Origin of the sequence: Neobacillus cucumis, from assembly GCF_016908975.1 — a bacterium.
In the GTDB taxonomy this organism is placed as follows: Bacteria; Bacillota; Bacilli; order Bacillales; family Cytobacillaceae; genus Neobacillus; species Neobacillus cucumis.
On record NZ_JAFBEX010000008.1, the window covers coordinates 252,591 to 274,346 of the forward strand.

Annotated in this window: 18 protein-coding genes; 6 read left to right on the forward strand and 12 right to left on the reverse strand. The window is 39.3% G+C overall.

All coding sequences use genetic code 11. The features are described from left to right. Window positions 1–109: 109 nt before the first annotated feature. Complete coding sequence (yidD, locus tag JOC76_RS12990) at window positions 110–343, forward strand: membrane protein insertion efficiency factor YidD (protein WP_205178180.1); 234 nt, start codon at window positions 110–112, stop codon at window positions 341–343. Here the strand turns inward: yidD and JOC76_RS12995 are convergent. Then, the gene (locus JOC76_RS12995; protein ID WP_205178182.1) at window positions 340–906 is read right to left on the reverse strand and encodes a beta-class carbonic anhydrase; all 567 of its coding nucleotides are present in this window, start codon (window positions 904–906) and stop codon (window positions 340–342) included. The genes yidD and JOC76_RS12995 overlap by 4 nt on opposite strands. A 155-nt stretch (window positions 907–1,061) precedes the next feature. Between JOC76_RS12995 and JOC76_RS13000 the strand changes: the two genes are divergently transcribed. The 3 genes from JOC76_RS13000 to JOC76_RS13010 all read left to right on the forward strand — a co-directional run bounded on the left by JOC76_RS13000 (window position 1,062) and on the right by JOC76_RS13010 (window position 3,730). Beyond that, on the forward strand, window positions 1,062–2,423 hold the full coding sequence (locus JOC76_RS13000; protein WP_205178184.1) for a cytochrome ubiquinol oxidase subunit I: 1,362 nt from the start codon (window positions 1,062–1,064) through the stop codon (window positions 2,421–2,423). 15 nt (window positions 2,424–2,438) lie between these two features. After that, a complete protein-coding gene (locus tag JOC76_RS13005; RefSeq protein ID WP_205178186.1) occupies window positions 2,439–3,482 on the forward strand; it encodes a cytochrome d ubiquinol oxidase subunit II in 1,044 nt (347 codons plus the stop codon). Window positions 3,483–3,565: 83 nt separating this feature from the next. After that, complete coding sequence (locus tag JOC76_RS13010; protein WP_205178188.1) at window positions 3,566–3,730, forward strand: DUF1540 domain-containing protein; 165 nt, start codon at window positions 3,566–3,568, stop codon at window positions 3,728–3,730. 92 nt (window positions 3,731–3,822) lie between these two features. On the opposite strand, the gene menC is transcribed toward JOC76_RS13010, so the two are convergent. The 6 genes from menC to JOC76_RS13040 form a co-directional block, all read right to left on the reverse strand. Next, on the reverse strand, window positions 3,823–4,929 hold the full coding sequence (menC, locus tag JOC76_RS13015; protein WP_205178189.1) for an o-succinylbenzoate synthase: 1,107 nt from the start codon (window positions 4,927–4,929) through the stop codon (window positions 3,823–3,825). Continuing rightward, window positions 4,910–6,412 (reverse strand): o-succinylbenzoate--CoA ligase, encoded by a 1,503-nt coding sequence (locus JOC76_RS13020; RefSeq protein WP_205178190.1) that lies wholly within the window; start codon window positions 6,410–6,412, stop codon window positions 4,910–4,912. The genes menC and JOC76_RS13020 overlap by 20 nt, the downstream gene beginning before the upstream one ends. Window positions 6,413–6,515: 103 nt before the next feature. Beyond that, window positions 6,516–7,334, reverse strand: coding sequence for a 1,4-dihydroxy-2-naphthoyl-CoA synthase (gene menB, locus JOC76_RS13025; protein ID WP_205178191.1), 819 nt, complete (start codon window positions 7,332–7,334; stop codon window positions 6,516–6,518). 184 nt (window positions 7,335–7,518) lie between these two features. After that, on the reverse strand, window positions 7,519–8,322 hold the full coding sequence (gene menH / locus JOC76_RS13030; RefSeq protein ID WP_205178192.1) for a 2-succinyl-6-hydroxy-2,4-cyclohexadiene-1-carboxylate synthase: 804 nt from the start codon (window positions 8,320–8,322) through the stop codon (window positions 7,519–7,521). Beyond that, window positions 8,319–10,070 carry a 2-succinyl-5-enolpyruvyl-6-hydroxy-3-cyclohexene-1-carboxylic-acid synthase gene (gene menD, locus JOC76_RS13035; RefSeq protein WP_205178193.1) on the reverse strand — a complete coding sequence of 584 codons (1,752 nt, stop codon included), beginning with the start codon at window positions 10,068–10,070 and terminating at the stop codon, window positions 8,319–8,321. The genes menH and menD overlap by 4 nt, the downstream gene beginning before the upstream one ends. Further along, complete coding sequence (locus JOC76_RS13040; RefSeq protein ID WP_205178194.1) at window positions 10,070–11,473, reverse strand: isochorismate synthase; 1,404 nt, start codon at window positions 11,471–11,473, stop codon at window positions 10,070–10,072. The genes menD and JOC76_RS13040 overlap by 1 nt, the downstream gene beginning before the upstream one ends. Before the next feature lie 354 nt (window positions 11,474–11,827). Here JOC76_RS13040 and JOC76_RS13045 point away from each other — a divergent pair, with 354 nt between their 5' ends. After that, complete coding sequence (locus JOC76_RS13045; protein WP_205178195.1) at window positions 11,828–12,766, forward strand: 1,4-dihydroxy-2-naphthoate polyprenyltransferase; 939 nt, start codon at window positions 11,828–11,830, stop codon at window positions 12,764–12,766. A gap of 38 nt (window positions 12,767–12,804) precedes the next feature. On the opposite strand, the gene JOC76_RS13050 is transcribed toward JOC76_RS13045, so the two are convergent. The 5 genes from JOC76_RS13050 to glgB are packed head-to-tail and all read right to left on the reverse strand — an operon-like array spanning window position 12,805 to window position 20,747. Beyond that, the gene (locus JOC76_RS13050; protein WP_205178197.1) at window positions 12,805–15,201 is read right to left on the reverse strand and encodes a glycogen/starch/alpha-glucan phosphorylase; all 2,397 of its coding nucleotides are present in this window, start codon (window positions 15,199–15,201) and stop codon (window positions 12,805–12,807) included. Then, on the reverse strand, window positions 15,191–16,642 hold the full coding sequence (gene glgA, locus JOC76_RS13055) for a glycogen synthase GlgA (RefSeq protein WP_205178199.1): 1,452 nt from the start codon (window positions 16,640–16,642) through the stop codon (window positions 15,191–15,193). Before glgA ends, JOC76_RS13050 begins: the two co-directional genes overlap by 11 nt. Next, complete coding sequence (locus tag JOC76_RS13060) at window positions 16,639–17,670, reverse strand: GlgC family sugar phosphate nucleotidyltransferase (RefSeq protein ID WP_205178201.1); 1,032 nt, start codon at window positions 17,668–17,670, stop codon at window positions 16,639–16,641. The genes glgA and JOC76_RS13060 overlap by 4 nt, the downstream gene beginning before the upstream one ends. Window positions 17,671–17,710: 40 nt before the next feature. Beyond that, a complete protein-coding gene (locus tag JOC76_RS13065; protein ID WP_205178203.1) occupies window positions 17,711–18,856 on the reverse strand; it encodes a glucose-1-phosphate adenylyltransferase in 1,146 nt (381 codons plus the stop codon). Beyond that, window positions 18,798–20,747, reverse strand: coding sequence for a 1,4-alpha-glucan branching protein GlgB (gene glgB, locus JOC76_RS13070; RefSeq protein WP_205178227.1), 1,950 nt, complete (start codon window positions 20,745–20,747; stop codon window positions 18,798–18,800). Before glgB ends, JOC76_RS13065 begins: the two co-directional genes overlap by 59 nt. Window positions 20,748–21,528: 781 nt before the next feature. Here glgB and JOC76_RS13075 point away from each other — a divergent pair. Next, window positions 21,529–21,756 (forward strand): hypothetical protein (locus tag JOC76_RS13075; protein WP_205178205.1); only part of this gene is annotated, 228 nt, incomplete at its 3' end.

The following is a 21,756-nucleotide window of genomic DNA, read 5'->3' on the forward strand; positions in this document are numbered from 1 at the left end:
TATAAATTCCGATCTTATTCATCAACATAATTGCATTTAACAATTTAGACGATTATTTCTATTTATGGTATGTTGTACGTATGAACACTGTATTCAAAAGGAGAAACGTATGCTAAAAAAAATCTTTCTATTGCTTATTCGTTTTTATCAGGTCGTGATATCACCTATCAAACCGCCAACCTGCCGCTTTTATCCAACATGTTCGCAATATGGACTAGAGGCAATTCAACGCTTTGGTGCCATCAAAGGCGGCTGGCTAACGATTAAGCGGATAGCAAAATGCCATCCTTTTCATCCAGGTGGGGTAGATCCTGTACCTGATAAAAAACAGCCCAAATCTTAATCCTTATATCCGTCGACAATTAAATCAAGCTTGCCTGTTTTAGGGTCAATAACCAAACCGTGTACTGGAACATCGTTTGGCATTAGTGGATGATTTTTGATCATATCCACACTGTGTTTGACACTGTCAGTTACACTTTCAAATCCACGCAGCCATGATTCAATATCAATTCCGGAATATGTAAGGGTTTTGAATGTTTCTTCCGATATTCCTCTTTCTTTCATGCTTTCAATCACAGGTTCTGCTTTCATTCCGCTCATCCCACAATCGTAGTGGGCTATAACCAAGACTTCTTGTGCTTTTAATTGATATAAAGCAACTAAAATACTCCGCATTACACTTCCAAATGGATGTGACACCAGAGCACCTGCATCCTTAACAATCTTGGCATCCCCATTACCCAAGTTCAACGCTTTAGGCAGCAATTCCAAGAGACGTGTATCCATACAAGTAAGAATGACCATCTTTTTGTTAGGGAATTTGGTTGTTTCATACTTTTCATATTCGTGATTTTCTACGAATTGCTGGTTAAAATCTAAGATTTCATTTAAAATTTTTGTCATTTTTAATCCCATCCTTTCCTATTAAGCATACATAATATGCCTTGCATGAAACAAATATTATACTTGCATTTAGGCAAATTTTTTTTATATTACATAGGAATCCCTTCCCTGCAGACAATAAAACCATATGTGTCTGTTGAGAAAGGAAGATTTATATGAGTGATTTAGTTATTGCAAGAAGTCTATTTGGAACGACCATGGGTTTTCATATTATTTTTGCGACCATCGGCGTTGGTCTGCCATTCATGATTTTGACAGCTGAAATTCTCTATCAAAAAACAAAAGATATTGAATATGTGGTAATGGCCAAAAGATGGACAAAGGCCTTCGCTGTCCTGTTGGGGGTTGGAATTCCAACTGGAACCATTGCAGGAGTACAATTATCATTGCTGTGGCCAGGTTTTATGGAAGTCATTGGCAGGGTAATGCCGTTGCCATTTCAAATTGAGATTTATGCCTTTTTTATTGAAGCCCTTTTTATGTCCATTTATGTTTATGCTGCGGAAAGAATTGCACCATGGATGAGGATTGCAAGCCTTGTTCTCGTCGCCATAGGGGCAATGGGCTCCGCCGTCTTAATTACTAATGTCCATGCCTTTGAGGGAACACCCGCCGGTTTTGATATCGTTAACGGAAAAATTGTCGATATCGATCCTTGGGCTGCCTTTTTTAATCCAAGCTTTTTTGTAACTGCCGGACATGTAGCATTGTCTGCTTATACCACTGGAGCATTTATCGTCGCCACCGTATCTGCCTATAAAATGTTAAAAGCTAAAAACTCTTCAAGGGTTTATAAATTCCATCAAAAAGCATTGTTGTTAAGTTTAGTGATAGGCGGAGTATTTTCCTTATTAACCGCTCTTAATGGTCATGAGTCAGCTCAATACCTACATAAATATCAACCGGAAAAACTTGCAGCTGCAGAAGGGCTATTTGAAACACAATCCCATGCCCCTTTAACGATTGGCGGTTTTACTGATAAAGCCACCCAAGAAGTAAAATGGGGAATCGAAATTCCCTGGGCTTTAAGCTTTTTAGCGGGAAACAGGTTTGATACCGTTGTGAAAGGTCTGAACGACTATCCAGAACAATATTGGCCGCCGCTGTTTATTCATACACTATTTAATGCGATGGTTGGTGTCGGATCTCTGTTAATCCTAATTTCCTTCCTAGGGCTCGCGTTAAAAAAATTCTTTAAAAAAGATGCGTTTCCAAAATGGTTGATGTGGCTGTATGTGGCATCCGGTCCATTAGCCGTTTTAGGCATTGAATTCGGCTGGATTTTTGCCTGTACGGGGAGACAGCCATGGACCATTTATCGGATTCTGTCCACGGCAGATTCTGCTACAACGGCAACGAATCTTGGGATCTTATTTGCTTTATTCGCATTTGTTTATGTCATCCTCGCTTTATCAGTCCTATTTGTATTGCGCTATTATTTTAAAAAGAATACTGTTGTGGATGACCTTAACCGTGCTGATCAAAAAGGGGTACCCCTTTTTAGTTCAAATTCTTAAAGAGGTGGAACAAACATGCTGGATGCTTATCTTGCAGTAACAGTGTTATGGGGATTTGTTTTTATCTATGCTGTTATGGCAACAATGGATTTTGGGGCAGGGTTTTGGTCGATGTTTTATATTAATCGAAAAAAAACGACTGCGACGAACATTGCCAATCGGTACCTCTCGCCAACATGGGAGGTAACCAACACCTTTATTGTCGCCTTAGTAGTAGCAGTATATAGTATGTTTCCCAAGGGAGCCTACACGCTTGGAACGATTTTATTAATCCCAGGGAGTCTCATTCTGTTATTACTTTCGGTACGAAGTGCGTTTCTAGTCTTTTCACATATCGCCGATGAATATAAAAAACCACTCACCTATATATCGGGTATCTGCGGTATTTTAATTCCTGGATTATTAATAAGTGTTCTGCCGATTACGCATGGAAACTATGTCCACTTCTTAGGTAACCGGCAATCATTAGATTTAGCTGGACTTTTTAGCAGCCCGAATGAATATGCGTTTTTCGGTTTTGCGATTACAAGTACACTTTTTCTTTCCTCTTTATTGTTAGCGGACTATTCCAAAGCTTCGGAGGAGTTTGAAGCATACCGTATCTACCGACGAGACGCCCTGTTTATTGGACCGATCTCATTACTAATGGCATTTTTGATTATGATCACCTTAAAATATGAAGCCGTTTGGATATACAATAAAATGATGGATGACCTTCCATTTCTTTATTTATCACTTGCCTGTTTCCTAGTGGGTGGATTAGGTTTATTACTTCCCTCTGCCAAAACAAAGACAAAAGGCATCCCCCGTTTATCGGTGATTGCCATTACAATTCAATATTTACTTGCAAGTTATGTATATGGGAAGGCACATCTTCCCTACATTGTTTACCCTGAAGTGACCATTCACTCTGCCTTTACTGACCCGAATTCTTTTCGAGCCATTTTTATTACCTATATTGTGGGATTTGCGATTTTGTTTCCCGGTTTTATCTATTTCTGGAGTCTGTTTATGAATGATAAACGATACTTAAGACAACTCAAATTGGGCAAAAAATAATGCTCAAATCTGGCAAGGATATTTGTTTGAATATTATCAAAAGCTATTTTTGTATCCTAATTATTAAGGAGTGGTGATACAAAATGGCAAAAGATGTTTTATGCGAAGTCAATAACTGTACATTTTGGGCGAGTGGCAATAGATGTAGTGCTGAGCAAATTTACGTTGTCAGCCATACAGGGGAAACAGCTGATAATAGCAGAGAAACCGATTGTAAGACATTTGAACCCTCACATCAGTTAAGTTAAGTAAGAAAAGGGTATGCGCCTTGTCGGAGCTATGCGCTGAAAGCTGGACAAGCATAAAAGGTGAATCAGATGTCTGATTCACCTCTTCCTATTTAAAATGGAAATGTCTTCTTTGACAATAACGCTTCTTGCAGCCTTTTTTCATTAAGGCTAAATCCAATCCCCGGGGTATTTGGTACCTGAACATATCCCTTATTTACCTGTACCTCTGGCAGAATTATATCCTCCTCCCAAAAACGAGAGGATGCAGAGATATCACTCGGAATGGTGAAACCTTGCAGTGATGCGAGTGCAATATTATGGGCCCTGGAGATTCCAAATTCAATCATCCCGCCGCACCAAACAGGAATATCCTTACTCATACAATAATCATGAATGCGTTTTGCCTCAAAAAGCCCGCCCACTCGACCGACTTTAATATTAATGACCTGACAACTGCCAAGTTCAATCGCCTTCTTCGCATCCTCAAAGGTTACAATACTTTCATCCAAACAAATAGGCGTTCTGATTTCTTTTTGGAGTATGGCATGATCGATGATATCGTCATGTGCAAGCGGCTGTTCGATCATAAGCAAATTCAATTCATCTAATGCCTTTAGGCGATCAATGTCATTTAATGTATAAGCGGAATTAGCATCAACCATAATCGGAAGCTCGGGATACAGCTTGCGGATTTCGGCAAGAAAGGAATAATCTTGTTTAGGATTAATTTTCACCTTTATCCGCTGGTAGCCCTCCACTAAATATTGCTCAATTTGCTGCAGCGCTTTTGCTGTAGAATCCGTAGCCACTACTACCCCCGATGCAATCTTAGCACGAGTACCGCCTAAAATTTTGGCTAAGGGTGACGATTCTTGTTTGGCGTACAAATCCCATAATGCTGTTTCTAAGGCTGATTTTGCCATATTGTTCCTTCGAATGGCTTGAAAAAGCTGTGCAGCCTCTTCAGGCCGCTTAATCGGATGTTCTTTTATTAATGGAATTAAAACATCCTTTAGTATATGTAAACTAGTCTTAACCGTCTCTTCTGTATACCAAGGAGTGGAAAAGGCTACCCCTTCTCCATACCCAAAGAGACCAGCTTTATCGGTCACCTTTACAATAATTCCTTCACGGCTTTCAACGGCTCCTAAATGGGTTAAAAAAGGAGACTTTAAGGGCATTTGAATGATATAGAGCTCAATTCGAGCAATGTTCATTCCCTTCCACCCACTCTCTTAGTTTTCTGCGGAGCAATTTTTTGGCAGCGTTTCTTGGCAGATTATATGTAAAATAAACTGCCTTCGGTACTTTGTATTTAGCAAGACGTTCCGTACAGAATTGCTGTAATTCCTCACCAGATAAAGTTCTACATTCCTTTTTAACAATAAAAGCAACAGGCACCTGCCCCCATTTTGGATCGTCTATCCCGGTAACACCCGCTTCCATTACATCTGGATGGGCTAATAACACCGCTTCAATTTCGGCAGGATAGATATTTTCACCACCGGAAATGATGAGGTCACTTCTTCGATCCATAACATACAGAAATCCTTCTTCATCTATATAACCAATATCTCCTGTATAAAACCAACCATCGCGGATCTTGTCTTCGGTTACTTGTGGACGGTTCAAATAGCCTGGAGTCACATTTGGACCTTTGGCGACAATTTCACCAGCTATACCTGTTGCTGCCATCACGCCCGGTTCAAGCTCAATCTTAACCTGGGAAGGAAATAACGGTTTACCGGCTGAACCAAGTTTTCGTATACTGTCTTCGGGAGAAAGGGTAACGATTTGCGAGGAGGTTTCGGTCATTCCGTATGTTTGAAAGACAGGTATATCTTTTTTCACACATGCCTCTAATAATGGTAAGGGTGCAGGACCACCGCCTAACAGCATACAACGGAATAAGCCTGGCAGCCTTCTTTCCTCAAGTCTCTCGACAATTTGTGTCAGCATGGTACCTACTACTGACATGATCGTGACTCTATTAAGAGTAATATCTTTGATTGTTCTTTCAACATCAAATTTTTCATGGAGAACAATGGGCATCCCGTAAATAACACTTCGCATCAGGATGGAATAACCACTAATATGAAAAAGGGGGACCGAACAGAGCCAGCAATCACTTTCGATTGTGCCAAGATTAAGGGCAGAACCAGTTGAACTCCACCAATGGTTTCCATACGTCTGAATCACCCCTTTGGGATTGCCGGTTGTGCCTGATGTATACATAATCGTACAAATATCAGTGAGACTGATTTCTTCTTGAATCACAGGAAGTGTCGATTCTATTTGGTCTATTTGTTTCTTCGTAATGGTGGTTAACTGTTCGATTTCTTGATTGATTACTTTTTCGATTTCATTAAAGGAATCTTCAAGAACGAGAAATGCAGCTTTTGAATCCTTTAATTGCCAAACAAGTTCTGCTGGTGTCAATCGGTTATTTAAAATCACTGCCTTTACCCCTAATAACTGCAGCGCAAATAGAATGACTACCGTATCAAGATGATTTTTTAATAAAACTCCAACAAAATGATTCTTATTGATTCCAAATGCCTGCAGCCTTCCAGCGGTCTCTATAGAACGGTCATACAGCTCTTTAAAAGAGAGCGATTGGTCTTGAAAATAGATGGCCGTCCGGTTCGGGGTTAAAAAAGCACGTTTGATTAAAAAATTTGGCATCATTTGTGTATCCATGTTGTCACCCTTTCTAATCGAATTTTATCTAGCTTCGCTTTTCTTATTATAAAAACAGCCTGATGGTATATACCATCAAGCTGTAATGGAAAAACGCTTTTCATCAAGGAAAACGAGGGAATTGACCGAAGTCTGGTTTACGTTTTTCTTTAAAGGCATCGCGGCCTTCTTTTGCTTCATCCGTTGTATAGTAAAGCAATGTTGCATCACCGGCAAATTGTTGAATACCAGCTAAGCCATCGGTATCCGCATTAAACGCAGCTTTTAAGAACCGAAGAGCAGTTGGACTTTTCTCAAGCATTTCTTCACACCACTGAATGGTTTCATCTTCTACTTGCTCTAATGGAACGACCGTATTAACCAAGCCCATATCCAAAGCTTCTTGTGCATTATACTGACGGCATAAATACCAGATTTCACGTGCCTTTTTGTGACCAACAATTCTAGCTAAATAGCCGGAACCATAACCAGCATCAAAGCTTCCTACTTTTGGACCTGTTTGGCCAAAAACAGCATTATCAGCTGCAATGGTTAAGTCACAAACAATATGTAAGACATGTCCACCGCCAATAGCATAACCTTTTACCATCGCCACAACTGGTTTTGGAATTACACGGATTAACCGCTGAAGATCTAGCACATTTAGACGAGGGATTTGGTCGTCACCCACATATCCGCCATGTCCTCTTACCTTTTGGTCTCCACCGGAGCAAAACGCTTTATCACCAGCGCCTGTTAATACAATAACACCGATGTTTGAATCATCACGTGCATATGCAAAAGCATCAATTAATTCCATGACCGTCTTTGGTGTAAAAGCATTATGTACATGTGGACGGTTGATGGTGATTTTTGCAATCCCATTATATGTTTCATATAGGATTTCTTCATATTTTTTTCCTGGAATCCATTCTACTGCCAAAATGATTTCCTCCCTTTATGATTGATTAGTAGAAAAGCGCAAGCGCCTTGGTCAGCCCCGACAAGCATAAGACGCTCCCAAAAAGAAGGCGCTTTTTGCCTTCATTTTGGGAGTGGCTTATGACCATCGAGGGGCTAGGCGCTGGAGCTAGACATTTCTCAAAGTCAAAATTTATACTTTTTTATCATTTCAGAAAGTCATTTACTATTGTACCAAACTTTTCTTGTTCTTCCACATGAATTGCATGACCGCAATTTTCAAGCACAATCCAGGTTGCTTTGTTGATACTTTTCACCATCACTTCAGCAATTTGACAAAATTTTTGATCCTCCTGGCCTGTAAGCAGCAAAACATCACAGCTAAGTTGGTCAAGCTTTTCCCACCAAGATGGCTGTGAGCCGGTTCCCATTCCAAGTAAACTATTCGCAAGCCCTTGAGGAGAATTCCTTAATCTCTGTTCTCTTACCTTAGCTTGCAGTGAAGCTGGAAGTCTCTTCATCGTCTGAAACAAGGGGATATTTTCCCAATAATCAACAAATGAATCCATACCATTGTCTATTATAAAGTTTGCAAGTTTTGCATCGTTCATACGGCGAAGTTCTCTTTCACTCTCTAGTTTAAGACCTGGTGAAGCACTTTCCAAGATTAACTTTCGAACCCTGTTTGGAAAAGCAAGAGCAAATGTTAAGGCAAGTCTGCCCCCCATTGAATAGCCAAGTAAATCTATTTGATTAATACCTTGTCTATCAAGAAAGCGGTTGAGATTGTTGGCCATGGATTCGATTTGATAATATTTCACCTCTTTAGGAGAGTCACTCTTACCATGTCCGATAATATCCGGGATTATTAACTCCGAATGCCCCTTCCACCGCTCCACAAAAGGTTCCCAAGTGGTTGAATCACCTGTAAAGCCATGCAATAAAACAAGGGGAAACCCTTCACCACAAACTTCGAAATGATATTTTACCCCATCGAGAGCGACAATCATTCCTGTCCCTCATTGACAAGATTTGATATTTCCCGGGAAACCGCACGCCAGAAATCACGATGTTCCTCCCGGTTTCTGTCTCTATTTGTCTGAATCTCATAAACATGAATCCCGCTTTGATCATGGCTTTGTCTTAATAATGTTCCCAATTGGTCCCAATTAGCTATTTTCGTGTAATGCCCATTAAACATCTTAACAGCATGTTCAAAGTCAATATTTAATGGGGTTCCAAATAAAAGTTCAAAATGCTTTGGATGCTCTGATTGCGGGAGAAACGAGAAGATTCCGCCTCCATTATTGTTAACGAGAATAATATGAATATCAATTCCCATTAGCTTGGCTGCAATCAAACCATTTAAATCATGGAAGAATGTTAAATCCCCTAAAACTAAATAGACGGACTTTCGATAAACAGCTGTACCAATAGCCGTCGAAACGGTACCATCGATACCGTTTGCCCCACGATTCGCCATTACTTTAATCGATTTTTGATTGCTAATGAAGAAACTATCCAAATCCCGGATTGGCATGCTGTTTCCCACAAATAGAGTCGATTCAGCTGGGAGGAATTCTGCTAATTGATAAAAAAGCTTAGCTTCGCTTAATTCTACTACATCACGAATAACTGCCATATTTTCTTTTGTCAGTTCGTTCATTTTCTTCCAACTTTCAAGATAAGCAGAAGAGGAATTTTTTTTCAAATGAGATAATAATTTTTCACAAAAGTACGTTTCATTACAAAAAATCATATTGGTTGAAATAGCAGAAGGATCACGCCAACCGCCTCCACCATCAACAACAAGTTGCTCAGCCATATGATTTTCTTTTAGAAAGATAGTTAACGCTTTCGAAACAGGCATCGCCCCAAATCGAATGATAACATCAGGCTTTAAAAAAGATTTGGCCTCTTGATTCCTTAAAAAGGAATCATAGGTTTCAACAATATGATCCATTTCATGGGTGCCGCTTCTTAATTGCGATAACGGGTCAGCTAAGATCGGATAGTTTAATTTGGCTGCAAGTCCTGTAACTGCTTGGGCAAATTTTTCATCTGCCAAATTCCCACAAACAATCATACCCTTTTTGATCCCATTCAATTTATCCGCGATGTCTTTAAACACTTGATCTTGTACAACTAAATCTCCGTTGTGAACCTTCACGTAACCCTCTGTTCGTTCAGAAAGTGTAAAGAGATATTCGTCCATTTTGGGAATGAGTGGTTCTCGAAATGGGAAGTTCAAATGTACAGGTCCTGCTGGTGCCTGTGTAGCGATGGCTGTGGCACGAGCACAAATTGTTCTCGCATAGCGAAGCATTTCTTGGCTGTTCTCTGGCAGAGCCATATCTGCAAACCATTTAACATGTTGACCATACAAATGAAATTGGTCAATAGCCTGTGGAGCCCCTACTTCTCTTAATTCATGTGGTCTGTCGGCAGTCAGAACGAGCAGTGGTACACGGGAATATTTAGCCTCCACAATCGCAGGATAATAATTGGCTGCCGCTGTACCAGATGTGCATAAAAGGGCTACAGGTCTGTTCGCAGACTTAGCCATTCCTAAGCCAAAAAAGGCTGCTGAACGCTCATCCACATGGATATGAACGTTTAAATCAGGGTGCTCAGCCATGATCAATGCCATCGGCGTGGATCTAGAACCAGGGCTGACCACTACATCCCGAATACCAGTTAATACAAGTTCTGTAACAAAGGCTGCAATATAAGCAGTAAGTGCCTCTTGATGATTCATTATTTTTCTCCTCCAAGAGCCCGAAGCATTGGCCTAAACTTTAAAGCTGTTTCCATATATTCCTCTTCAGAATTCGAATCGGATACTACACCACATCCGGCAAACAAGGATACTTCATCTCCTTGAATCAATCCTGAACGAATTGCCACCGCGAATTCCCCATTCTGTTGATAATCAACCCATCCGAGCGGTCCGCCAAATAGTCCGCGGTCTAATACTTCTACTTCTCTAATTTTTTCGATCGCAGCTGTTTTGGGTAGTCCCCCAAGAGCAGGTGTAGGATGGAGCTTCTCAACCAGCAACAATAAGGATGTGTTTGGACCGCATTTCCCAATTACAGGTGTATAAAGATGTTGTATATCACGCATTTTCATTAATTGCGGTTTATTCGGGAGAATCACTTCTTTACAGGATTGTTCTAACGCTTCTTTAATCATCTCGACCACAAACCCGTGTTCAATTAGATTTTTCGGATCAGTTAAAAGCGTTTGTCCTAATTGCTGATCCTCTTCCTCCGTATTGCCACGAGAAATGGAGCCAGCTAAACAGGTAGAATAGACCTCTGCCCCTTGCTTTTTGATTAGCCGCTCTGGAGATGCCCCTATAAAGCAATCGCCGTGGGACTCAAATGCAAAGATATAGCTTGCCGGCTGTTGAATATATAAATTTTCAAGGACCGCCTCTGCTTCTACCTGTGAGGTAAACACCAGTCTAAGCTCCCGGGCAAGTACTACTTTCTTTAAAAGTCCTTCTGACAATTCTTTCACTACTCTGTCAACTGACTGTTTCCATTGGTCAGGAGAGATTTCCATTGTCTTAATTAATGCTGGAGTTTCTAATTGAAGACTTTTTTCTAATGATTGAAGCAACTGATTTCTTTCTTCCATACTCTTGCTATATAATAACAGGTCATCATTTGGTGTAATGACAATATTGGTTGTTAAATATGTTTCACCGTTAACAATGGTGAATAAAAATTTGGGTATATGGAATAAAGAATCGGCAAATTTGGACCAAGTTTTAGTTTTTTCTTTTAAAGGATCAAATGAAAAACCACCAAACATAAGAGGTCCAACACCATCCACTTCGTATTCATTAAAAATGAGACTGTCCTTTAAAAAATTTTTCCACTCTTTTTCAACATGAAAAAAGCGGTCAGCAGCCTGAACCGATTGAATTTGCTTTGAAATTCCTAGTCCGACAAGAACCATTTCGTTTGTCGGGTCTTTCCAAAAAAAGCGTTCCCCATAATAACGGTCTCCTCCGACCTGAAAGAGGGTTAAGGGGTTTGCCTTGTCCATTTTATGAACTTCACTGACCAAAATGGACCGGTTCAATTCCCGTGCCCGCTTGATTCCTAATAGACCCTTTTGTTTTATTTCTGTTTCTTGAATGGTAATCAAACAAATCCCTCCAAAACAGCCTAAATGACTGTTATCCATTCATCTTAAAGCCTATTCTAAGATACTACTCTCATTGTAAATAAGTCAATAATACTTATCACTTCAGCCCAGCCTTATTCCTTATTATATATCAAAACTCAAAATGAAGGTTAATTAGGGGTTTATTAACGTAGTTTTCCTCGATTGATTCCATAATAACCGAGCAGGGATTATCTTCTAGTTTTGAAAACAAAAATTAATTGACACTAAACATGGAATTCCATACACTAAGGTTTGGGAATACAGCCATAATTACTTGTAATCTTATTATAGAGATAGAAATAGAAATAGAATTTATTTAAGGGGGAGAACTGTATGGAGTCAAATTTACAGAAAAACTCAAAACAGTCCATTGATGCGAATCGTGGGTTCCAAGTTTGGTGGAAAATGACCCGACCACATACACTAACTGCTTCATTTGTACCTGTATTACTTGGTACTGCACTAGCCCTGAAAACAGGGACGGTTCATATCGGTCTATTTATCGCCATGCTTATTGCCAGTATGTTAATTCAAGCAGCAACCAATATGTTTAACGAATATTTCGATTATGTTCGTGGATTAGATACGAAGGAATCCGTCGGGATTGGCGGAACCATTGTCCGTGATGGAATTAAACCCAAAACGGTCCTCAATCTTGCTTTTGGTTTTTATTTCATTGCTTTATTGTTGGGCATTTATATTTGTGCTAGCAGCAGCTGGTGGTTAGCCCTTGTAGGACTTGTTTGTATGGCGGTTGGTTATTTCTACACCGGTGGACCCGTTCCGATTGCTTATACACCATTTGGGGAAATTCTTTCAGGTTTCTTTATGGGGATGCTGATTATATTAATTTCCTTCTTTATTCAAACTGGAACTGTCGATCGTTCAAGTGTTCTGCTTTCGGTTCCTAGTATGGTATTAGTTGGTATGATTATGTTATCTAATAACATTCGTGATTTAGATGGTGATAAAGAGAATGGCCGTAAAACCGTAGCCATTTTATTAGGTAAGAAGAAAGCTATTTTTCTATTAGCAGGCATGTTTACCTTTTCCTACCTTTGGATTGTAGGTCTTATTATTAGTGGTATTGCTTCTTTTTGGACAGCCATTGTCATTTTAAGTCTTCCAAAACCAATTAAAGCAATCAAAGGCTTTATTGAAAATAACGTCCCTTTAAAAATGGCACCTGCTATGATTGCTACTGCTCAAACAAATACCATTTTTGGGTTTTTACTTGCGATTGGCATCTTTATCGGTCACTTCTTTTCATAAGTAAAAAGCTTCTGCCATATGCTGGCAGAAGCTTTTTCTTATTTGAGCGGCTTTATTCCCCAAATATCGTCTGCATATTCCCTAATCGTACGATCACTTGAAAAATAACCGGCATGAGCGATATTGGCTAAACTCATCTTCTGCCATTGGCTCTTGTCTATGAATTTTTGACCTATTTCATCCTGTACATTTGCATAGGAAGCAAAATCTTTTAGAACGAAATATTGATCATTTTCCTCCAGTAATGAATCAAAAATAGGTTCGAATTCATTATTAACACCTGGAAAAAATCCATTTACGAGCTGATCCACAGCCTGCCTGATCCGGAAATCATGATGATAATATTCACGCGAATGGTAGCCGCCATGCTGATAATAATGAAGGACTTCATCTGCAGTTAAGCCAAAGGTAAATATATTTTCCGGACCAACTAAATCCTTAATTTCGATATTTGCCCCATCCAGAGTACCTACAGTTAAAGCACCATTAATCATAAATTTCATATTACCAGTACCTGATGCTTCTTTACTTGCAGTGGAAATCTGTTCACTCACATCTGAGGCCGGAAAGATTTTTTCAGCAAGGGAAACCCGATAATTTTCAAGGAAAATTACCTTTATCTTATCCCCTACCCTTGGATCGTTATTGATTTGTTCAGCCACCGTATTAATTAATTTAATGATTTTTTTTGCATAATAATAACCAGGAGAAGCTTTTGCACCAAAGATAAACACCCTTGGTACAATCGGATAACTCGAATCCTCTTTTATCCGGTTATATAAATGCATAATGTGTAAAACATTTAAAAGCTGACGTTTGTAAGCATGAAGTCTCTTTACCTGTACGTCAAAAATAGCACCTGAATCTACTTTTACCCCGGTTTTATCCAATATGATCTCGGCAAGCTTTTGTTTATTTTCGTTTTTAATCTTTAAAAGCTGCTCTAAGAACGTGGAATCGTTTTGGTAGTTTAGCAAATGGGAAAGTTCCTCAGCTGAATGCATCCAAGAAGGACCAATGGCATCTGTAATCAGCGAGGACAACTTTGGATTTGCTTTTAACAACCAACGGCGGTATGCAATCCCATTCGTTTTATTATTAAATTTCTCTGGGTAAAGTTGATAAAATTGATTCATCTCGCGTTTTTTTAGTATTTCAGTATGAAGCTTGGCAACACCATTCACACTAAAGCTTCCGACAATCGCTAAATGGGCCATTTTCACAAAGTTATCTGCGATAATCGCAAGGTCACTAATTCTTTTCCAATCACCTGGCGTTTGTTCCCACAAGTCTCGGCAAAAGCGCTCATTAATCTCTTCAACAATCATATAAATCCGAGGCAGTAATGGTTGAAAAATATGTATCGGCCATTTTTCGAGTGCCTCTGATAACGTTGTATGATTAGTATAAGAGATGGTATGTGTAGTAATTTCCCATGCCTGGTCCCATTCATACCCTTCCTCATCGATTAAAATCCGCATAAGCTCAGGGATTGCCAATACTGGATGAGTATCATTAATATGGATACAAACATGTTCATGCAATTGATTTAAGCTGCCATGTTGTTTTCGGTAGGTCTTTAAAATAGATTGAATACTTGCAGAGACTAAAAAGTATTGCTGTTTCAACCTTAAGATTTTACCCTCATCATGTGTATCATCTGGGTATAAAAATTCGGAAATGGACTCGGTCTCACGCTTATATTTTAAAATATCAGCATGAATTGGAAATTGAGATGGCTCAGCATTCCAGAGTCTTAATGTATTGACGGTTTGGGTGTTATAGCCGATAACCGGCATGTCATGTGGAACGGCAGTCACAGTTTCGGCATTCATATGGTGAAAGACGAGTCGTCCGTTTTCCATTTTAGCTTCCACTTTTCCCCAAAAAGGTACTTTCATAGCCCCATCTAGTTTCCGAATTTCCCATACATTTCCGCTTCTCAACCATTGCTCGGGAAGTTCCACTTGATAGCCATCCACTATTTTCTGCTCAAATAAACCGTGCTTATAGCGGATACCATGACCATGTCCAGGTAAATTCAGCGATGCAAGTGAATCCAAGAAACAGGCGGCTAACCTTCCTAAGCCGCCGTTTCCAAGTCCTGCATCACTTTCTAATTCTTCAAGTTCGTCCAAATTAATCCCGAGTTCTTTGAGGCCGTCCTGGACGGTTTCCTCTACTCCTAGATTAATTAAATTTTGCCTTAATAACTTACCTAATAAATATTCAATCGATAAATAGTAAACCTGCTTCCCTTGGGCGGCAAGATATTTTTCATTTGTTGCAATCCAATCATTACTAACAAACTCTCGAATCATACTGCCAAGAGTTTGATATTGATCTCGTGCTGTGCTCTCTGAAAAACTCTTTCCACATAGCATTTCAAGTCTTTTAAGGAAGGTTTTCTTGAACTTTGCTTTACTAGAAAACATGTGTTTCACTCCTTGAGACAAGCTCGGCATACAGCTGACTATAACGAAATGCTGATTGCGCCCAGCTATAGTCCTTTTCCATGGCCTGTTCAACAATGGATTCCCAAACTGGTTTATCATGATAAAAACTTAGTGCTCGTTGAATGGTATAAAGCATGTCATGGGCATTAAAGTTCTGGAAAGAAAAACCATTCCCTTTACCTGTAAATTCGTTAAATGAATTTACGGTATCATTTAAGCCTCCTGTTTCGCGAACAATAGGGATCGCCCCATATCTCATCGCAATCATCTGTCCAAGACCACATGGCTCAAATTGTGAAGGCATTAAAAACAAGTCAGCCGCAGCGTAAATCTTGTGGGCCAGTTCTTCGTTAAAGCCAGTGTAAACCTTTAATTTATCAGGGTATACTCGAGCTGCTTGGCGTAAGTATTCTTCATACTCATAATCACCTGTTCCAAGAATAATCACTTGAACATCCTCTTGCAGGATTTCCCTGAGAACATGTCTGACTAAATCAAGCCCCTTTTGCTTAGTCAACCTTGTAATCATGACGAGCAATGGAGTACTAGTACTTTGAGGCAATCCAAATTGCTTTTGAATTTCTTTTTTGTTTACTGCCTTTTTTAAGTAAGTATCTGCCTTATAATTTTCATAGATTAATGGATCAATCGATGGATTGTAGAATTCTTCATCAATACCATTTAAAATACCAATAAGGTCGTCTTTTCTTGCCCGAAGGAGTCCATCCAGTTTTTCACCAAAAGTTGGGCTTTGAATTTCCTCCTTGTAAGTTGGGCTGACAGTCGTAATTTTATCAGATGCCACTAGGCCACCCTTCATAAAATTAACATTTCCAAAAAACTCTAAATGGCCTGATTGAAATGATTGATAATCCAGCCCCAATAAATCTCCCAATACCTCTTTTGGAAAAATCCCTTGAAATTGAAGATTATGAATGGTAAACACTGTCTTAATCAATCCATAACCTTTTCGTTTGTAGTACTCCGTTCTTAAAAGGTAAGGGATCATGGCTGTATGCCAATCATGACAATGTAAGACATCAGGATAAAAGTCTAATTCGGCTATGGCCTCCAAAATGGCCCGATTAAGATAGGCAAATCTTTCCCCATCATCATAATAACCATACAAACCTTCGCGTTTAAAATAATATTCGTTATCCACAAAATAATAAGTAATCCCCTGATATGTAAGCTCCTCAATCCCACAATATTGGTTTCTCCAGCCTACTGAAACAGTAAATTCCTTAATTTTTTTCATATTTTGTTTGTATTCCTCCGAAATCGTTCCATATTTCGGAAGAATCACCCTTACATCAGTGCCCAGACTTTTTAGTTCTTTTGGGAGAGACCCGGCAACATCTGCGAGTCCCCCTGATTTGGCGAATGGGCCACATTCTGATACAGCAAATAAGATTTTCACGAATTCATCAGCGCTCCTTGTTTCGTCCCTTTACGAATGACATAAGGGTTTTGTGAAGTTCCTACTAAATAGGTACCTTCCTCCACCTTTACATCCTTGTCTAAAATAACCGAATCTAAATAACAATTCTCATCGATTTGGCACTTTTGCATAATAATACAGTTCTTAATAACTGCTCCTTTACCGATTTTCACTCCACGGGCGACAATACTATTTTCAACCGTCCCGCTAATGTGACAACCGTTTGCAATCATCGCATTTTTGACTAAAGACCCCTGGATATACTTTGTTGGCGGCTCATCTTTAACCTTAGTGATAATTGGCTGATCTTTTAAGAATAATTGCTTCCATACTTTCGCATCAAGCAATTTCATACTGGTAGAAAAATAACTGTCTATTGAATCTATCATGACGGCATAGCCATTATATTCATATTGACAAATCGTATACTCATTAGAAAGAGCTGTAACGACATCCTTCATACAGGTGTACCCTGTTTCATGTCTAGTTTCAATCAATTTAATCAACAATGATGTTTTAACTAAATACATCTCCATTGAGCTTCCGTCTTGGTGACGGATTTCGGTAATATCGCATTTTGCATCAAGATGCGATTCTAATATTGGTCTAAAATTCATATTAAAAATAGCATTACAGTTTGCAATAATGGCATATTCCTGTGTGCTACGGTAAAAATAATCCATATTGGCAGCAAAATGTTCAAAAGATCCAATACTATTGCCATCACTATCGACAATCGGGGATGGGAAGAAGAAAAGCCCATCACGTTTGCGATTTAAATCCCAATTTTTCCCTGAACCTAAATGATCCATGAGGGAACGGTATTGCATCTTTGGAAAGATTGCCACGCTACGAATTCCTGAATTGACCATACTTGATAGAACAAAGTCGATAATACGGTATCGACCTCCAAAAGGCAGTGCCGCGAGTGAGCGGTGGATGACTAAATCCTCTAAATCTTCGTGGTAGGTTGTTGCATCAATTACACCTAATAGCTTTCTTTTCACTGCAAATTCCCTCCTGTATTAGATATCTATTTTTTTTAATCTATATTGCAGGATATAGCTCGTTTAACATTTCCTCCGTAACAAGGACAATCTCATCATCTAATGAGCGAATCACAGTACCGTCCGGTATTTTGACCTCACCTGGTACAATTGCTTTTTCAATCAAACAATTTTTACCGATTTCAGCATCCGGCATGATGACAGACTCTTTAATAGTCGTGTTTTTACCGACAGTCACACCTTGGAATAGCACTGATTTATCAATATTCCCGTCAATTGTACAACCCTCATTGATTAAAGACTCGTTCACCGTTGCATCCGGAGAGATGTATTGAGGAGGCTGATTAGGGTTGACCGAATAGATTCTCCAGTCATTATCAAATAAATCTAAATCACAATCTTCGCCCAATAAATCCATATTGGCTTCCCATAAACTTTGAACAGTTCCTACGTCTTTCCAATAACCTTTAAACGGATAGGCAAATAATTTTTTCTTTTCATCTAATAGCATTGGAATGACATCTTTCCCAAAATCATGGCTTGAATTAGGATCACGATCATCCATTTCTAAATATTCTTTGAGTACATTCCAGCTGAAAATATAGATACCCATAGAAGCAAGATTATTTTTTGGATGTGCCGGCTTCTCATCAAAATCCGTTATTCTCATTTCATCGTTTGTACTCATAATGCCAAAACGGCTCGCTTCCGCCCATGGAACCTCAATTAAAGAAATCGTCACGTCTGCCCTTTTTTCAATATGATACTCGAGCATGCTCTCGTAATTCATTTTATAAATATGGTCACCGGATAGGATTAAAACATATTCAGGTTGATATTGCTTAAGATAATTTAAATTTTGAAAAATAGCACTTGCGGTTCCGGTATACCACTTTACTTCTGAAGACTCGGTATATGGAGGCAGAACGGTTACTCCGCCATCTTTGCGGTCGAGGTCCCAGGCACTTCCGATCCCGATATAAGAATTTAATAAAAGCGGCTGGTATTGGGTCAATACCCCCACCGTATCGATGCCAGAATTGGCACAATTACTTAATGTAAAGTCAATAATTCGGTATTTCCCTCCAAAAGGTACTGCAGGCTTTGCTAATTCCTTTGTAAGCGAATTAAGTCTGCTTCCTTTCCCTCCTGCTAACAGCATGGCTACGCACTTTTTCTTTACCATTACCCTTTCTCTCCTTCCGCTTTTTAACTGGTCTTATAATCTGAAAACCGTACGGGGGAATTGCAAGCTCAAATGAACATGGCTGACCATGATAAGGCTCTTCAGCTGCTATTATGGTCTTCTTATTCATCAATCCTGTCCCGCCGAACTCTTGGTAATCACTATTTAAGACCTCACGATATTCGCCTGCTCTTGGAGCACCAATCTTATAAACCGGATAGGCTACTCCTGTAAAGTTGCAGATAATTATTAATGAATCTTCTTCTTTTTTTCCCTTTCTTATGAAGGAAAAAACCGATTGAGAACTATTATTTACATCAATCCACTCAAAACCATCCTGCAAATGGTCTAATTCATAAAGGGCCTTTGAGCGTTTATAAAGTTTCGTTAATACTTTTACATATGTGTTTAAATCACGATGCATGTCATATTCCAGTAAGTTCCAATCAAGTTGTTCTTTATCCTTCCATTCTGCAAATTGCCCTAATTCAAAGCCCATAAACAATAATTTCTTGCCTGGGTGGGCAAACATATATCCTAGCAATAACCTTAATTGAGCAAACTTTTCCCAGTACTCTCCTGGCATTTTGTCTAGTAGCGACTTTTTACCATGAACCACTTCATCATGTGAAAAGGGAAGCATAAAGTTTTCAGAAAAGGCATATAAAAGTGAAAAAGTTACCTTAGAATGGACCTTTGACCTGAAATAAGGGGGAGTTTCCATATACTCCAGCATGTCGTTCATCCAGCCCATATTCCATTTGTAGTCAAAGCCTAAACCTCCGTAGTGTACAGGCGCTGTTACTTGAGGATATTCCGTAGAGTCTTCCCCAATCATGAGAAAATGGGGATCGTATTCATGTACTTCTTTATTAAGCTTTTTCAGAAAATTAATTCCAAATGGATTTTCTCGCATGCCATATGTAGTATCAGGCCAATAAATGATGTTAGCCACTGCATCCATCCTAAAGCCATCAATATGGAAATAGTCAATCCAATACAATGCATTGGATATGAGGAAACTTTGAACTTCTCCTTTTCCTAAATCAAAGTTTGCCGTGCCCCAGACTACATTCTCTCTGTCATAATCGGTGCTGTACGAATAGGTATGCGTGCCGTCAAATCGGTAAAGTCCATGGGCATCCTTGCAAAAATGACCTGGAACCCAATCGAGAATGACACCTATTCCTTGCTGATGACACTGATCCACAAAGTATCTAAAGTCATCTGGCGAACCATACCTCGATGTGACCGAGAAATAACCGGTCCCTTGATAGCCCCATGAGGCATCAAGTGGATGCTCGACAATTGGCAATAGTTCTATATGGGTAAATCCATGCTCAATCACATAAGGGATTAGCTCTTCTGCAAGCTCCTTATATGTTAAATAGCTCCCGTCCTCTTTTTTCTTCCATGAGCCTGCATGGACCTCGTAAATAATTGCTGGATCTGATAATGCATTCTTTTTATCCTTTCTGTTCATCCAGTGATCATCTTCCCAATGATACTCGTCTAGGGAATATACAATTGAAGCTGTTTGTGGCCTTAATTCTGAATAAAAGGCAAATGGGTCCGCTTTAAGAAGCTTTTCCCCTGAAGGTGTAATGATCTCGTACTTATAAATACGGCCTTCTAGATTTTGATTAATGACAATAATCCAGACTCCTTCATCATTTACCCTTTGTAGTTCATATCCTTCACCATTCCAGTTATTAAAATCTCCCGTGAGCCTAACCCTAGAAGCATTAGGTGCCCAGACGCAAAATCGAGTAAAGACCTTATCGGAATTCTTAAAGATATGAGCGCCAAAAAGCTGATGACTCTGGAAGTAGCTGCCTTCATGAAACAAATGCAGCTGGTAATCTGTCGGAAATAGTGTATTCACCGTCATGGCTCTCCTCATCTCAATGAAAATATATATTTCTTGACCAATTATAAGTGCAAATGGATTATATGCCTTGTAAAACTTTTTTATCTTTTCTGACATATAACTATGTATATTGCCAGCATACTACAGCATCAAACATCTTTTGACAGCATTCGACTAGAAATCCACCAATTCTCGACGAAAATCTAGTAACTTTTTTAAAGATTTTTATTAAAATTACAGAAAAAAAATTATTTTAAAGAAAGCAAAAATTAAGCATAACAAGCGGGAAGAAAAGCCTATATGTAAGCGGTGCCAACGTATAGTGTCATGAGGATATAAAATAAAAAATTATTTTGATAAAATGTTTATCGAGTTAAAAGCTAACTCTTTTTTACTACTTTGTTGTGTAGAAGCGTTCTAAAAGTCGGACATGTTTTTACTATCTGGGTATTGTTTATTTTGTCACAGAACATGGAATGAAAAGTTTTTTATTTTTGAGGTATATTGTTAACAAGGTTGGGTCTCCAGTACTATATACAGCAAGTCGAGGAGTTATTTAATCTTGTAGGATTTTAGGTGGTATCAAGGGATCTTTATGGGGGACTTTTTATTACTCTTGTTAGTTCGTGTCCCCATGGGGCTTTTCATGGGGACACGATTCGTTTTCTTTCCCGTTTCTGGTCCTCATGGGAGCTTCATGCGGACAGGATTCGTATCTTTCCGGCTCTCGTGTCCTCATGGCAGCTTCATGCGGACTGGATTCATTATCTTCCCGGCTTTCTTGTCCTCATGGGGCTTTCATATGGACAGGATTCGTTCTCTTTCCCGCTTTCTTGTCCTCATGGGGCTTTCATATGGACAGGATTCGTTCTCTTTCCCGCTTTCCTGTCCTCATGGCAGTTTCATGCGGACTGGATTCGTTCGGTTTTCACCTTTCGTGTCCTCATGGCAGCTTCATGCGGACTGGATTCATTATCTTCCCGGCTTTCTTGTCCTCATGGGGCTTTCATATGGACAGGATTCGTTCTCT